The following is a 15,512-nucleotide window of genomic DNA, read 5'->3' as shown; positions in this document are numbered from 1 at the left end:
CGTGATACCACCGGCGCGACCGGCGGCAGGGCTGGTCCGTGTTTCCTGGCAGGAAACACAGGTGGGGGCAAAAGGGCGCGGTCGCCTGTCAGGCGGCCTGCCGCCGCGATGCGCGCGTGCTTCCGCCACGATACAGCACCACATACACCACCGTGGTGACGATCAGGCTGACCAGCCACGAGATATCAACCCCATGCAGCATTGGCAGCAAGAACCCCATATACAGATCATTTTTCAGGAACGGCAGTTCCACCAGCACCCCCACGACATAGGACAGTACGGCAGGCATGTTGAAATAGCCGTAACATCCCCCATCGACACGAAAAAACGAGGCAACGTCATAATCCCCATGACGCAACAGGTAATAATCGGTCAGGTTGATGGCCGTCCACGGCACGATGACCGCCATCAGGATATCAAGGAACGCGGCATAGGATTTCATGAAATTGGCGCTCATGCCAAACGCCATCACCAGCGCCAGCGCCACAAGGCACAGCGTGACCACGACGCGGCTGATCATCGCGGGATGCCAGTCGGGACGAAAGGTCTGCACCACCGTGATGGTCGATAACGCGCCGCAATACACCCCCATCGCATTGCCCAGCGTAATCGCCAGCGACAGAACCACCAGCACGATGCCAGCCCCCCCGCCACATAACCGCGCCAGTGCCTCCACCGTGGTCAGGTCCGACCACTGGCACGCCAGCACGATCCCCAGCATCATCGGCAGGATGGTGCCAAGGACCGTACCCGCATAGGTCGCGATGAACGTGTTGCGCACCGATACGGCACTGTTGGGCAGGTAACGCGACGAGTCCGAAACATAGGGGGCATACGCAACCTGCCACAGGGCGGAGACGGAAAATGCGCTGAAGATCCCCGCGACCGAGCCATGCATATCCATCAGCATCCCGCCCGAAAACCGCCACAGCCCCAGCGCGATGCACAACAGGACCACCCCACCGGCCAGCCAGCTTACGACCTTGGAAATCACATGGATCGCGCGATATCCCATACAGCACGGCACAAGGCTGACACCCGCGATGGTCAACACCCCCACCGTACGGTTGAGGCCCGGAAGCGCCTGCACCAGCGCCTGCCCCCCCACGACATAATTGGACGCGGCAAAGCCGACATACATCACGATCACCAGCAACACGATGGGAACCGCGCCATAGGACCCGAACTGGCCCCGGCTCTGCACCATCTGCGGCACGCCAAGCATCGGCCCCTGTGCCGCATGCAGGGCCATGAAGACCGCGCCCACCATATTCCCCGCCACCGCCGCCAGCATGGACCACCCGAACGACAGCCCGAAAACCGTTGGCCCCAGCGCACCGGTCACGACCGTCAGCAATGTCATGTTGGTGCTGAACCAGACGCTGAAGAGATCGCTGACACGGCCATAACGCTGGTCTTCGGGTATCTGGTAGATCGTATGCGTCTCAAACGTCGCGGCCATGGGCGCAGCCCCCCTTCATTCTCTTCTTGAAACATTACACGGATGGCATGGCAACCGCATCCATGGCTTCCTTCTGTTTCGATGCCCGTTATGAAGACATCCCGCCCGAAAGCAATATCATACGGCAATCCGGCGCAACGTGGCCCCCGGGGAACGCCATGGCCCTGCCCCCCGCGCCTCATCACATGCGCCCCATCATGGGTCATGCGACACGCACCCATTTTGCCCGATATGACAGCGCAAGGAAAACACACGCCCCACCTGCCATGACACCGGCACGCACGATAACGACGCCGGGGCACGGGACAGCCGCACGCGGCATGGGGGACAAGGCAGGGGAAATACGGACACAGGGGGAAAACGGATGCAGGGGGAATATGCAAGTCAGCCTACCGGTTTTACAATCTCGCCCTGGCTTCCCATCCTGCTATATTTCCATCACGGGCGTGTGAGAACAAAGGGAGAAGCACGTGAGCCATACATGGGGCGATTTTCAGGCCGTCGTACAACTGTCGGCAGGGCTGAATGTCGCCATTCTCAGCTTTGTGGACATCAGCCTGCCCGCGATCAAGGAACGGCGACGCACCTTTGCCAAGGCCCAGCAGGAACTTGACATGCATCGAAGTGCGCCGGGCAAGGTTACAAGTGCCGCACAGCTTGAACATGACTGCCAGGTGGAGGAAATGAACGAAAAGCTCTACCTGCTGTGGCAGCAATCCCTTGCATTCAGTAACGAAGAAGATTCCCTGATCCATTATACGGGCATCCTCGGCTTCCTTGGCGCCGCACTCAGCCTTGTCCTGCTGTGGTATTCGGCGCAATGTTACGATGACGTCATAAGCGTGACGGGCAAGACCGTGATCGGGCTGTCGTTCTGCTCCCTCATCGGGGCGTTCGTCATCAATTTCATGACGGCCTCCCAGGCGGGCGTTTATACCAAGAAATGCAACCAGATTCGGCAGGAAATGCACCAGACGCTGGGAATCGCAACGGCCCCCACGCCGGGCGCATCCCCGGCCCCGGCCACACATACGGACGCGGCCTCAGCGAAAATGCCATCAGCGGAAAACTGAGGATCGTTGCATATTTTCCGGGGGCCGCAGCCTGCTACGATTACGCGGCCGCCCTGATGCGTTTGGATCAGTGCGTCATCAAAAACATTTCATATGCATGATGATGGTCTTTCATGACAGTCCGCCCAGAGAGTGTTTGAAAACACATCATTGATAAAAAACAGGAAAAGGTTTCGGGTGCCGCCTTTTTTCAAAAAGGCGGCGTCTTCTGAAGCTTTTTGGAAAAAGCTTCACCAAAAAACCTTTATGATTTCAGTATGTTATCTATCCTGATTTTTCAAACAGTCCGCTCAGACATGCTGACCGCCATTGATATGGATTTCCGAACCATTGACATAGGATGACGCCGACATACACAGGAAATAGATCGTCTCCGCCACCTCCATGGGGTTTCCCAGGCGACGCATGGGCACACCATTCGCCACCAGTGTATCTGTGCCCTTGGACAGGATGGAGGTATCGATCTCCCCCGGGGCGATCGCGTTCGCCCGCACGCCACGGCCACCGAATTCGTGCGCCATTTCCCGCGTCAATGCCGCCAGGGCCGCCTTCGACGCCGCATAGGCCACACCTGCAAACGGATGCACGCGCGAACCTGCGATCGAGGTCACATTGACGATCGCCCCGCCCGCACGTTCCAGTTCAGGCATAAGCGCCCGTGCCAGCAACGCCGTTGACACAAGGTTGACGTTCAACACCTGCGTCCACAGGGCCGCATCGCTGCGCATCAGCCCAAGACGTTCGCCCTGCGGACCCTTGGGCGAAATCCCCGCATTGTTGACAAGGGCATGAAGCCTGCCATTCCCAAGGCACCCACGAACGGCGGCCACAAGGTCGGGAATGGCGTCAAGGTCGGAAAGATCTGCCTGAATATGGCCATCCCCCGCCGCACGCCACTGACACAGGGGGGAGAATTCCTGCCGCGATACCGTCAGCACCCGCCAGCCACGTTCCTGAAACAGCTTGACGGTGGCATGGCCGATCCCGCGACTTGCCCCAGTCAGCAGCAGGACCGGCGGTCCCGCGCCATCATCCTCAGGTGCCGGCATGCTGTCACGCGGGGCCGTCTCATCCAGCGGGGCCTCGACATGGCCATCCACTGGACGCGTATTGCCAGTGCTGCGCGCCCTGTCATTCCCAGTGCCATCGCCAGTGCCATGCCCCGTAAAAGGACAACCCGGATTACCACTCGCCTGCGTGTCGGTCATACCGGTATTGATACAATGCGCCGGGGCGACAATGGAAATGAATTCAACCCGGGCACCTGCATTTGATATGCATGCCCGCACTTCAGAATCACACACCCCCTATTCATCTGGCGAAATCACCGCGCAACCTGCGGGATGCGGGCGGGAACATTTACCGCAACATGGCTTTATATTACGCTGACGCAAAGCCTGCCGACACGGACCGAGCCCACACAGATCGACATGGACATATCATGCTGAAAGTCGCCCTTGGACAGTTTGCCGTTTCCCCCAGATGGGAAACCAATCTGGAACACATCCTTGGCCTGATCCGGCAGGCCGCGATGGAGAAGGCCGGGCTTCTGGTCCTGCCCGAAGGCATCCTGGCGCATGACATCGCCGATCCCGATATCATCGCAAAGACCGCCCAACCGCTTGATGGCCCCTTCATGTCACGCCTGCTGCATGAAAGCCGTGACGTGGACGTGACCATCATGGGGTGCGTGCATGTCCCCGATGGGCAGGGACGTTACCACAATACGCTGGTTGTACTGCACAAGGGAAAAATCACCGCGCAATACAGGAAGCTGCATCTCTATGATGCTTTTGCCGTGCAGGAATCACGTAATGTCACGCCCGGTCAGGAAATCCCGCCGATTGTCGATGTGGCGGGTTTCCGGATCGGGCTGATGACCTGTTATGACGTACGCTTTCCCGAACTGGCGCGGCGTCTGGCGCTGGACGGGGCCGATGCGCTGGTTCTGCCCGCCGCATGGGTGCGCGGGCCACTCAAGGAAGAACACTGGAAAGTACTCGTCACCGCGCGGGCGCTGGAAAACACATGTTACATGGTCGCCGTCAGCGAATGCGGCAACCGCAATATCGGATCAAGCATGGTGGTGGACCCGCTCGGCGTTGCAATCGTACAGGCGGGGGAGGCCCCGACACTGGCATTCTGTTCGATTTCCCACGAACGGATCGCACATGCCCGCACCATTGTGCCCGTCCTGCAGAACCGCCGGTTCGGCACGCCGGAACTGCGACAGGACTGACACGCGGCGCCTGCCGGAAACACATGACCGGATTCCGGGAAATGTCGCCGCAGTTCATGACAGGGGGCGTTGCGAAACACCCCGTTGATAAATAACAATAAAATTCCAGCGTTGCTTTTTTCATAAAGGCAACGTCTTTCAAGGATTTTTAGGAATATTTCCAAAATTCTATTGTTGCGGAAGGTTATTTATTCTGGACCCTTCAGGTGAAATTGTAATATTTTTAAAATATCCTGATTATAAAAAGAATTCCGGAATATTTACCTGGCATTTTCATACGATGCTGGATCTTATCCTGCCGCCTTTTCTGAAAATCCGATGCTTTTCGAAATTTTTCCCCAATGGTGGCCTCCCCTCTGGTCATGCCATCGCCCTATCCCCGGATGGAAATAGAACCGCTTTCCCCTCTATGGAAACATAGGGGTGTGAGAATTTTATACTTTTTTCGTGACGGTTAACAATTTTACACGACTTCCCTTCGCCATTATGTTTCGACATGGTTATTATCGATAATGGTTGGCGGGCATCTCCCCTCCACCTGAAACGCGGGAAGACGATGTCCATTTCCATTGATATGCTCGATACACCAGCCGTACTGGTCGATATCGACAAGGCACAGGCCAATATCAACAGGGCGCAACAGTACGCCAACACACATGGGTTCTGCCTGCGCCCCCATATCAAGACACACAAACTGTCCTGGTTCGCCCATAAACAGGTGCAGGCAGGCGCAGTCGGCATCACCTGCCAGAAACTGACCGAAGCCGAAATCATGGCGCAGGCAGGGCTGTCGGATATCCTGCTGACCTATAACATCATTGGCGCGCACAAACTTGGGCGGCTCGTCAACCTCGCACGGCAGGTCAATCTGTCGGTTGTGGCCGACAACCTGCCGGTGATCGAGGGATATGACCGCGTGACGGCGGGTGCGGACATTCCCGCACTTCGGGTATTTGTCGAATGCGACACCGGGGGCAATCGCTGCGGTGTGCAGACACCACACGACGCACTGACGCTGGCGCAACGGATCATGGCGGCCCCGAACCTGTGCTTTGCCGGGCTGATGACCTATCCCGCATCCGGGAAACAGGCACAGGCGGACACGTGGCTGGAACAGGCACGCGGCGTATTCGACACGGCCGGGGTCACGATACCGGCAATCACGGTTGGGGGAACACCCGACCTGTGGACGGCGGGCGACATGCGTAACATGACCGAATACCGCCCCGGCACCTATATCTATATGGACCGTTCGCAGGTGGCGGCGGGCGCCGCGACGATCGGGGATTGTGCGCTGAGTGTGCTGGCCACCGTCATCAGCCGCCCCACCGATACACGCGCGATCATTGATGCAGGGACAAAAACCCTGACAAGCGACCTGCTGGGACAGGACGGATACGGCCATATCATCGGCCACGAAGACAGCCGCATCACCGCCCTGAGCGAGGAACACGGCACCATCCATTCTGGCGGCGGCACATCCCTGCCCGCCATCGGGGACAAGGTGCGCGTCATTCCCAACCATGCCTGTGTGGTTACGAACATGTTCGATCACATCTACCTTGTTTCGGACGGCAAGGTCATTGACCGCCTGCCTGTCATCGCACGTGGTGGTGTAAGCTGAGGTCAGACATGTTTCCGGTCGCCACCCGTCCCTGAAAATTCATTTCCGATCAGCATATTTTTATAAATTCTGGAAAATAGGAACCCTATGATGAAGAAAGTTTTTGGCAAGGCCGCCGTTCCCCTGTCCATGGCGGTGCGTGCAGGTGATTATGTCTATGTCTCGGGACAGGTGCCCGTCGTGGATGGTGTGGTTGTCGAAGGCGGAATCGTGGCGCAGACAGCCGCCGTGCTCGATCACGTTACCGCCGTCCTGAAGACGGTAGGGTGCGAAATGAGCGACGTGGTCAAGACCTTTGCCATCCTGACCGATGCAGGAAATTTCGAGGAATTCAACAAGGTATATGCAACCTATTTCCCGGTTGCCCCCCCTGCACGCACCACCATCGAAGCCGGCCTGATGGCCGACATCATGGTGGAGATCGAGGCCATCGCCTATAAGCCGATCGGCTGACCTCCCCTTTCCTGCATACAGCCATATTGCGGGTCATGATGGCATAAGGATTGTTCAAAGATCTTTTAAAAACAGATTATTGATAATGAAATCCCACATTGTCAGGGTGTTGCCTTTTTTTCATGAAGGCAACATTTCCCGAAGCTTTTAGAGACTGTTTGAAAAGTCAGGATCGGTAACACTCTGAAATTACAAAGGTTTTTGGTGAAGCTTTTTCTAAAAAGCTTCAGAAGACGCCGCCTTTTTGAAAAAAGGCAGCACCCAAAAACTTTTCTTTTTTTATCAATGACTTGTTTTCAAACAATCTCTTAAAAAACCTTCCCCGAAAAACTTCCTGTCTTTAGCTGTATTTTCTCCCCAGACTGAATTTTCAGACAGCTTTTTGCGAAGAGGGAAATTATAAGATTCCCGATTGGTAAATTTTCGAAAATATTTGATTTTAAAAATATATTTCATAAAAATTTTCTCAAAAAACTATAAATCATTCCAACACAGAAACAGACCCCCTGATACCCAGAGGAGAATGAACGTGCGCGTGTTTGTTGCCTCACTTGCAACCGAAACCAATACCTTTTCCCCGGTACCAACCGACCTGTCCGCATTCAAAGCTGCGTTCTATGCCCCACCGGGGCAGCATCCCCCCACACCGACACTCTGTTCCGCCGTAGTTCCCGCCCTGCGTTCGCGCAGGGCGGACGGGGATTTCGAACTGGTGGAGGGCACCTGCACATGGGCGGAACCCGGCGGCCTGGTCAAACGCCAGACCTATGAAGAGTTACGTGACGAGATCCTGGAACAGTTACGTGCTGCCATGCCCGTGGATGCGGTGGTCATGGGGTTGCATGGTGCAATGGTCGCGCAGGGTTACGATGATTGCGAAGGAGACCTGCTGTCGCATATCCGCGACTGCGTTGGGCCAGATGTCGTGATCGGGGCGACATTCGACCCGCACAGTCACCTCACCGCACAACGCGTACGCAGCCTGGATGCCATGAATGCGTTCCTGGAATTCCCGCACACTGATTTCATGGAACGCGCACAGCAACTTGTCGATATTGTCCTGCGCGCGGCACGTCGTGACATAAAACCGGTCATTTCGACATTCGACTGCCGGATGATTGACGTCCTGCCCACCAGCCAACAACCATTGCGCGGGTTCGTGGACAGGATCGTGGCGTTACAGGGCACGGGCAGGATCCTGTCCATTTCCCTCATCCATGGGTTCCTTGCGGGGAATGTGGCTGACCTTGGCACACAGGTTGTGGTCGTAACGGACAATGACCCGGACGGTGGCGAACATCTGGCGCATGATCTGGGCATGGAGGTATTTGGCTTTCGCGGCAGCACGCGCATGCACACCCTGTCCCCCGAACAGGCGATCACACGGGCACGGGATGCGATTGCCGACCCTGCGACCACCGCGCCGGTCGTACTGGCGGATATCTGGGACAATCCCGGGGGCGGCGTCGCGGGGGACGGGACGCTGCTGCTGTCGGCACTGATCGATGCGGGCATCGACAATGTGGGGATTGCGACGATCTGGGACCCGATCGCCGTCGCATTTTGCAAGGCAGCAGGGATTGGCGCACGGATTCACCTGCGCATCGGCGGCAAGGCCGGTCCCGGCGGCGGGGACCCGATCGACGCGGATGTCGAAGTGCGCAATGTCGTCGATGCGGCATGGCAGAGCTTTGGCGAAAGCAGGGTTCCACTGGGCGCAAGTGCCGTCATCCGGATTGCTGGCACACATATCGACATCATCGTGAACACCAACCGTACCCAGTGTTTCGAGCCGGACATATTCTCCAATCTTGGCATTGATCCCACCGCCAAGGACGTACTGGTGGTGAAATCCACCAACCATTTCTATGCCGGGTTTATCGGGATTGCCGCCGCAGTCCTTTATGTCGATGCGGGCACGCATTACCCATCCGACCCGAAACGCACCAGATACACCAAGCTGACGCGCGGGATCTGGCCCATCGTGGAAAACCCCCATGACGTGACATGATCGCACACCGCGCATGTGACATTCCCCACCCGGGACCGCCAAGATGCCCTTGACCCATGCCCTTGCCATCGGGGGATGTGCGATCGGGATGATCATTGTCCTGATCGCCCGCTTTCGCCTGAATGCACTGCTGGTGCTGTTCGGTGTGGCCATCGCGGTCATGCTGGCGACAGGTCACAGCCCGGCGCAGGCCGTGACCACGTTCCAGCACGGGGCAGGCAACGCGCTGGGCAATATCGGATTCCTGATCGCCTTTGGCACCATGTTCGGCAAACTGATTGCGCAGTCGGGGGCGGCCGATACGGTTGCACGCTCGGTCATGCAACGATGTGGCGTACGCAACCTGCACTGGGCCATGGCCGCGACCGGCATGATTGTCGGCCTGCCCATCTTCTTTGACGTGGGGTTTGTCCTGCTGGCCCCGCTGGGCTTCATCGCGGCACAGGAAAGCCGCAGGCCTGTACTGATGGCCATCCTGCCCCTGGTTGCCAGCCTGTCGATCGCCCATGCGGTCATGCCGCCACATCCGGCCATCATGCTGGCCATCGGCATTTACCATGCCCGCCTGACACTCAATCTCATGCTTGGGCTGCTTGTCATGCTGCCCACGGCAATCCTGTGCGGGCCTGTGTTCGCGCAGTTTGTCATCCGTCACATCGGCACAATTGCGACCAGCCCGATGGAAGCGGAATTCCAGATACGCACCACGCCAGAAATCCATGCTCCGCCGGGGCGCAGCGTGCTGTGCATTTTATTGCCATTCCTGCTGATCGGGGGTGGGCAGGTGCTGGCGGCCATACCCGGCGCAGGGATATGGCATATGCTGGGGCAGGCACTGGGGGAGACGAATATCGCCCTCCTTGTGTCGCTGCTGGCCGTGGCCGTACTGTTATGCAGGCCTGCGGGCATGACACCGCAACAGATTGCCCATGCCCTTCAATCCTGCCTTGCCCCGACGGGATTCGTCATCCTGCTGGTGGGCGCGGGCGGGGGATTCGGACAGGCGGTGATCGACAGCGGCATTTCCGCAGCCCTGACATCCGCGGCCCTGGGCGCGCATATGTCCCCATTGCTGCTGGCGTTCCTGTCGGCTGCGATCATCCGTCTTGCGACAGGATCGGCCACCGTGGCCACCGGCACGGCGGCAAACCTGATCGCACCAGCACTCCCCCACCTGCATGGCGTATCACCGGAACTGCTGGTACTGGCAACAGGCGCAGGATCAATCGCCTTTGGCCCGGTTAACGATCCCGTTTTCTGGCAATTAAAGGAATATCTGGGCCTGTCGCTGGCACAGACCTTTGTCGTGTGGTCCGGAACGGAAACACTGATTTCCATTGTCATCTTGTGCCTGACGCTTCTTCTTTCTGCTGCCCTATAGGAATGCTGCTGTCTTTGGATGGATTTTCAACGGTCCGACCGGACAGTAGATCGCCCCCTTTGGATGAACCGGCACACACCCGCGACGATAAACATCTTAGTATCTGTTTGAAAAGTCAGGCTCGATAACATACTGAAATTATAAAGTTTTTTGTGAATCTTTTTCTGAAAAGCTTCAGAAGACACCGCATTTTTGAAAAAAGGCGGCACCCAAAAACTTTTCCTTTTTTATCAATGATCTGTTTTCAAACACTCTCTTACGCCAGAACAGCGGAGAGCGTCGGGCGGGCTGTCCCTGCCTCGTGCCATGCGATTCACATAATGATAACATTTCAGGAGCATTATCCTGGTCACGAGTTCCATTCGATACGCTCAGGAATGATGAAATGACCCAACTATTCGGAACGGGAAACAGTGTTACCAGCAGTGGAACATATGACCTTATGCCAATTGCGGTACTTGGTATTCTGGGAAGCGCCGATGCCACGGTATCTTCCTCCACCGGTGCAGAGGTCGATGCCACCATCAACATTACGGGACTGCTGGACCTTCCGGTCACAGCACTCAGCACCTATACGATCACTGCGGAAAAAAATACTTCCGTCACCGTTTCCGCCGGTTCCGTCGCCATCGGAACCGAAACGATCCTCAATGCGGACGGGGGGACGATCTCGCTGGGTGGTGGACTGCTGAATGCAGCCACAGGCGTGACCATCAATCTGAGCAACGGTGGAACATTCAACGGTTCGGCCGTCATATCGGCCCTGTCTGGTGCGACAATCAATTTCGAGTCCGGTGGTGGCGTGCTCAACCTGGCTGGCTCCAGCACCGGGCTGGCCCTGCTGTCGGGGGCATCAATCAAAAATTTTGGAACGGGGGATTCGATTATTATCGAATCCAACGGTTCCCCCGCGACCATCAGCAGTGTCAGTTATAATTCCCTGCTGGGAACAACTGACATAACATTTTCAAATAATGACAGTGTAACGCTGACGGGTGAGTACCAGAACACGGACCCGACGGCCTCCAACTATGTCAATGCCGTTGCAGAAAGCGGTGATACAGGCACAGTGATTGTCTGTTTCCTTTCGGGCACCATGATCCAGACCCCGACGGGGGACATCGCGGTCGAGGCCCTTCAGGTTGGTGACGCCATCAACATTTTTGACTGTTCTGTCCCTGCTGGCACAACCCGGAACATCGTCTGGGCAGGACACCACAAAGCCGTGGTGCGGCCCCACCTGCCAGATGATGAAGCCGGATATCCCGTGCGTATCGTCAAGGATGCGATCGCCGATGGCGTACCGTACAAGGATATGCTGATCACGGCGGAACACTGCCTGTTCTTTGACGGGAAATTTGTGCCCGTCCGCATGCTGGTGAACGGTCGATCCATTTTTTATGACAAGTCGATCACATCCTATGACTATTATCATATCGAAACCGCACAACATTCCGTCATCATGGCCGACGGTATGCTGAGCGAAAGTTATCTTGATACCGGAAACCGCCGCAATTTCCATCAGGCTGGCAATGTCGTGCGCATCGGGTCGTCACCACGAAATTGGGCCAATGATGCCGCAGCACCATTGGCGGTCAACCGTGATTTCGTCGAACCCCTGTTCCACCGGATCGGGGAACGGGCCATTGCCTCTGGTCATGCACCCAGGTCCGAACCGCCGATCGTGGAAACCAACGCCGACCTGCACCTGGTTACAAAAACAGGGGCCGTCCTGCGCACGATGCGCGAGGCCAATGGCCATGCTTTTTTCATGATCCCACCTGGGATCGAGGAAGTACGGATCATGTCACGCACGGGCCGCCCGTCAGATATGGTTGGTCCTTATGTGGATGACCGCCGCCATCTGGGTGTATTGGTCAGGAGCATCAAACTGTTTGAAGGCAATATCGCCCGTCCCGTTACGTCCCACCTCGCACCCGACGCACCGGCGGGATGGCATGATGGGGGATATATGCCCTGCAAGGAGCCTTGCCGCTGGACAGATGGGCAGGCCACGCTGCCGCTTGGGCACCGGCATCCCACATTGATGGGGCTATTGTGCCTCGAAATCATTGCGGGTGGGCCTTATAATGTCGAAAAAGACAATATTCCCCAAAATGATACGCGCCTGACAGCCTGAACAGGACGCCCCCTGTGTTCTGCCGCAGGGGGCGATTCACACGATCATGAAGCCTTTATTTACCCTAAAACCCGGACAGACCTGGACCGGTGCCCCCCCACGCAGCGAAGTGCGTGTCATTGACAGTATTGAAAAAAACCATGTCGTCTTTCGCAGGAAAGGAAAACGACGTGCCTTTCTGACCTTGCAGGAAACAACCATCATGGGTTTCCGCAAATGGATCCAGCAAAGTCAGGCCATTTCCGATGATGGGCTGAGCGCAACCGATCTGCACGGTTTTTCACCTTCACGCGAAATCGGGCAACGTATTCAGTTATTGCGCAAGGCTGCGGGACTAAGCCAGAAAGCATTTGCCGAAATGTTGGGTATGTCGCGTGCCGCCGTCTGTTTCTGGGAAACAGGACGTTCCAGCCATATCAGCGAACATGTACCCCGCATTGCGGAAATATTTGGTATCAGCGAAGAAGTTTTCCTAAATGGACAGAACAACGAAACAATACCGATCGAGCTTACAAAAGATGAAGAAAATATTATAAAGCTCTATAGATCCCTTTCCATCGAGAACCGTCTTCAGGCGATAAAACGTATGGAAATGCTATATATAAAAGGATAATATCAGGAATTCATAAAATAAATTAAATGTTTTTGAAAAATTTCCATCAAAGAACATTATAATCCCAATATGCGCGGTTCTGTGTTTTTAAAATCATTAGGCAATGACTACCGCCCTTCCGACTTTTTTCCTCTGGTCACACCAAAAACGATTCCCGGCAAGTTTTGAAACAATATCCGGGGGAAGGACTGGGCGCCGACGCAGAACTTCAACGCGCGGTCTTACTTTATGCAGGCCGGGGGAATTCAGACTTTCATCAAATTTGACGGGTTCTTCGAAATATACATTTTCGAAATCATATTTGCATGCGGGAAGGTTTAATACATCGCCCAGAATACTCGATGTCCTGGCAGGTTCATGAACCAGGACATCGTAATCTACGACAATGAGGTTATGAGCAAAATCGCTATAAAATGCTTCGGTAAAAGCACGCCAACAAAACCCGAATGCCCCATTGGCTGAAAGCAGGGAATACACGCGGCTGTGCAAATTCCCCCTGTGTTCGATCGGGACGATTTTTGAACTTAAAAGAGGGTTTTGCTGCATCACACGTTCAAATGAATCAATAATCCAGACAGGGTCCCTGACACAGAAAATAATCTTTGCTTCTGGGAAAATAGCATTGATCAAACCAAGTCTGGTACACCACAGACGGCTATTATCAATAATCACTGACAGATTATTGGCATTCAGGGATGAATCCCCGCCATAATAATTGAACAATATCCCCCGCAGGAGACGATGCCTTGTGTCCCTGTCAAATTCGGTTTGATACTCCCCCTCCACCATAACGGAACTTAATTTTAACATCATGGGAGCAACAGGAGAAATATGCCCTGCTTTGATGATCGTAGGATTCTGTCGAAGCAATGCCGCAAGCAATGTTGAGCCTGAGCGCGGTAATCCAGACATGAAATGCACAGTAGGGACGAGCATGCACATAAAGGCCATTGCAGTTGAACCAAGCCTTTATCGTAGTAAAGTCAGTCTTTAAGATCCTCCTACCTGAACAGGTGGCGCACATATTACATGATGTTACATATGCATCAGGGATGAATCAGGCCCAGGTTGATTGCCTGGACAACAGCCTGAATGCGATTATGGGCCCCCAATTTCTGCATGATATTTTTCAGATGATATTTGACTGTATTGTCACTGATATTAAGGATGGAACTGATTTCCAGAGTATTTTTCCCTTGCGCGACCCACAGCAGGCATTCACGTTCCCTGTCTGAAAGGGAACAGTCTTCTTTAGATGTCCCACCATTGGTAATTTGCATGTAGCAGGCGTGATATTGGTTAATCGCGATTTGCAGTATCGTTCGGTCACGAAAATTGATTTCTTTATCATTAGATGCCATTCCGACTAATAACAGCATAGAAGGGGATACCGGCAGGGGAACTGCATATCCGCTTCTAAAGCCGATATCCTGAAATTCTTGCATCATATTTTTTTGGCTTTTATTCCGGACACCTACAGATCCCCAGCCATAGGGCAGGAATTCATGCCTGGCAGTTGCGATTACGGGATCTATATTTTGATAACAATTGTCAATATAATGTTGCATCCAGTCATCAGGATACGTACTGTCAATCAGATAGCATTCCGTAACACGGGTTTTATGCACCAGCCCGGCTGTATGAACAAAATGTTTCAGTTTCGTCAATATACTCCGAAATTCCGCATTTAATTGATTTATATTTTCAGAATTCTGCATACTTTCCACTGAATTCAGGGCATCTTCAAACAGGTGTAACATGCGTAATTTCTTTTTGTCGGGACAACATGGAATCAGGCGTGAAATTATACATGATGTGCATTTATCATTTAAAGGAGGATATGCATAAATATTCCAAAAATATCAAAAATGCCCGTTACAATTTGTCGAAGATGAACATCCATATTTCTGCACTGGACGGACACCGTATTTCGCAATGCAGACACCATGATCCCCACAGGCAGGCTGACACGGCCTTGAACCACAAGAACGCCTGTTCCAGCGCAACCATCTGGCCCCCCTGTCTTGATGACTCCAGACCAAGCACGCGGCCCAGGGCGTCTTTCAGACCAGATCCCATGTATCTGGAACGCACTGGCGTGATCTGGAGATCCTTCTTCCGTCGGTTACAGATTTCACCCAGCCCCATCGCTGAGTAAGCTGCCATCCATATGGCTATCCGGAAAATATGCTCTGATGCCACGAGGCTGTATCGTGAACAGGCAACCTGCACAGCCGGTTCTGTGATCGTCCAGTCCCCGCATGGAGTACGTGACACCTGTCCGCTGAAATGCTTTTTTCGTGTCGGCACTAACATGAGGGATCTCCGGCACAAAACGTTTCAAGGCACCAGAACGCATCAGAAACTGCTATTTTGGAAGCTTCCGTTTGATTTTTTGTCCTCCGGGGGATGGCATTGATACCGCCATTGGCACGTATCCCCGTTCCAGGAGACTGTATTTAAAAGACAGGATCAATAATATATTAAAAATAGAAAAGTTTTGGGTGAATTTCGTT

Annotated in this window: 12 protein-coding genes; 8 read left to right on the top strand and 4 right to left on the bottom strand. The window is 54.5% G+C overall.

Annotation, left to right across the window (positions count from 1 at the left end):
• Window positions 1–88 precede the first annotated feature (88 nt).
• Window positions 89–1,462, bottom strand: a complete 1,374-nt coding sequence (locus tag FYB92_RS02375; RefSeq protein ID WP_003616500.1) for a cytosine permease — start codon at window positions 1,460–1,462, stop codon at window positions 89–91.
• Window positions 1,463–1,932: 470 nt separating this feature from the next.
• Here FYB92_RS02375 and FYB92_RS02370 point away from each other — a divergent pair, with 470 nt between their 5' ends.
• A complete protein-coding gene (locus tag FYB92_RS02370) occupies window positions 1,933–2,535 on the top strand; it encodes a hypothetical protein (protein ID WP_408902330.1) in 603 nt (200 codons plus the stop codon).
• 290 nt (window positions 2,536–2,825) lie between these two features.
• Here the strand turns inward: FYB92_RS02370 and FYB92_RS02365 are convergent, their stop codons facing one another.
• Window positions 2,826–3,743 carry an SDR family oxidoreductase gene (locus tag FYB92_RS02365; protein ID WP_332828104.1) on the bottom strand — a complete coding sequence of 306 codons (918 nt, stop codon included), beginning with the start codon at window positions 3,741–3,743 and terminating at the stop codon, window positions 2,826–2,828.
• A gap of 233 nt (window positions 3,744–3,976) precedes the next feature.
• Between FYB92_RS02365 and FYB92_RS02360 the strand changes: the two genes are divergently transcribed.
• The 7 genes from FYB92_RS02360 to FYB92_RS02330 all read left to right on the top strand — a co-directional run bounded on the left by FYB92_RS02360 (window position 3,977) and on the right by FYB92_RS02330 (window position 12,996).
• Window positions 3,977–4,774, top strand: coding sequence for a deaminated glutathione amidase (locus tag FYB92_RS02360; RefSeq protein ID WP_332828103.1), 798 nt, complete (start codon window positions 3,977–3,979; stop codon window positions 4,772–4,774).
• Window positions 4,775–5,330: 556 nt separating this feature from the next.
• Window positions 5,331–6,398, top strand: a complete 1,068-nt coding sequence (locus FYB92_RS02355; protein ID WP_332828102.1) for a D-TA family PLP-dependent enzyme — start codon at window positions 5,331–5,333, stop codon at window positions 6,396–6,398.
• A gap of 87 nt (window positions 6,399–6,485) precedes the next feature.
• Window positions 6,486–6,851, top strand: coding sequence for a RidA family protein (locus tag FYB92_RS02350; protein ID WP_332828101.1), 366 nt, complete (start codon window positions 6,486–6,488; stop codon window positions 6,849–6,851).
• A 529-nt stretch (window positions 6,852–7,380) separates the two neighbouring features.
• The gene (locus FYB92_RS02345) at window positions 7,381–8,862 is read left to right on the top strand and encodes a M81 family metallopeptidase (RefSeq protein WP_062810064.1); all 1,482 of its coding nucleotides are present in this window, start codon (window positions 7,381–7,383) and stop codon (window positions 8,860–8,862) included.
• 43 nt (window positions 8,863–8,905) lie between these two features.
• Complete coding sequence (locus FYB92_RS02340; protein WP_332828100.1) at window positions 8,906–10,243, top strand: gluconate:H+ symporter; 1,338 nt, start codon at window positions 8,906–8,908, stop codon at window positions 10,241–10,243.
• Window positions 10,244–10,685: 442 nt separating this feature from the next.
• On the top strand, window positions 10,686–12,383 hold the full coding sequence (locus FYB92_RS02335) for a Hint domain-containing protein (RefSeq protein ID WP_239021184.1): 1,698 nt from the start codon (window positions 10,686–10,688) through the stop codon (window positions 12,381–12,383).
• A 46-nt stretch (window positions 12,384–12,429) separates the two neighbouring features.
• Window positions 12,430–12,996 (top strand): helix-turn-helix domain-containing protein, encoded by a 567-nt coding sequence (locus FYB92_RS02330; protein ID WP_003616521.1) that lies wholly within the window; start codon window positions 12,430–12,432, stop codon window positions 12,994–12,996.
• Window positions 12,997–13,092: 96 nt separating this feature from the next.
• Here the strand turns inward: FYB92_RS02330 and FYB92_RS02325 are convergent, their stop codons facing one another.
• Together FYB92_RS02325 and FYB92_RS02320 are read right to left on the bottom strand one after the other, a co-directional pair.
• On the bottom strand, window positions 13,093–13,932 hold the full coding sequence (locus FYB92_RS02325; protein ID WP_332828099.1) for a sulfotransferase: 840 nt from the start codon (window positions 13,930–13,932) through the stop codon (window positions 13,093–13,095).
• Window positions 13,933–14,042: 110 nt separating this feature from the next.
• Entirely contained in the window at window positions 14,043–14,756 is a 714-nt protein-coding gene (locus tag FYB92_RS02320) for a LuxR family transcriptional regulator (protein WP_075595501.1), read from the bottom strand.
• Window positions 14,757–15,512: the final 756 nt, after the last annotated feature.

It is taken from the genome of Novacetimonas sp. GS1 (assembly GCF_036686925.1).
GTDB lineage: Bacteria > Pseudomonadota > Alphaproteobacteria > Acetobacterales > Acetobacteraceae > Novacetimonas > Novacetimonas hansenii.
Note: the sequence above shows the minus strand (reverse complement) of the source record. Positions and strands in the feature narration are given on the sequence as shown.

Excerpts from the sequence above, each read along its gene's own strand:
- FYB92_RS02350 (WP_332828101.1), top strand. The coding sequence starts at position 6,486 with ATGATGAAGAAAGTTTTTGGCAAGGCCGCCGTTCCCCTGTCCATGGCG.
- FYB92_RS02355 (WP_332828102.1), top strand. The coding sequence starts at position 5,331 with ATGTCCATTTCCATTGATATGCTCGATACACCAGCCGTACTGGTCGAT.
- FYB92_RS02335 (WP_239021184.1), top strand. The coding sequence starts at position 10,686 with ATGCCAATTGCGGTACTTGGTATTCTGGGAAGCGCCGATGCCACGGTA.
- FYB92_RS02360 (WP_332828103.1), top strand. The coding sequence starts at position 3,977 with ATGCTGAAAGTCGCCCTTGGACAGTTTGCCGTTTCCCCCAGATGGGAA.
- FYB92_RS02325 (WP_332828099.1), bottom strand. The coding sequence starts at position 13,932 with ATGCTCGTCCCTACTGTGCATTTCATGTCTGGATTACCGCGCTCAGGC.
- FYB92_RS02320 (WP_075595501.1), bottom strand. The coding sequence starts at position 14,756 with ATGTTACACCTGTTTGAAGATGCCCTGAATTCAGTGGAAAGTATGCAG.
- FYB92_RS02365 (WP_332828104.1), bottom strand. The coding sequence starts at position 3,743 with ATGACCGACACGCAGGCGAGTGGTAATCCGGGTTGTCCTTTTACGGGG.
- FYB92_RS02375 (WP_003616500.1), bottom strand. The coding sequence starts at position 1,462 with ATGGCCGCGACGTTTGAGACGCATACGATCTACCAGATACCCGAAGAC.
- FYB92_RS02330 (WP_003616521.1), top strand. The coding sequence starts at position 12,430 with ATGAAGCCTTTATTTACCCTAAAACCCGGACAGACCTGGACCGGTGCC.
- FYB92_RS02340 (WP_332828100.1), top strand. The coding sequence starts at position 8,906 with ATGCCCTTGACCCATGCCCTTGCCATCGGGGGATGTGCGATCGGGATG.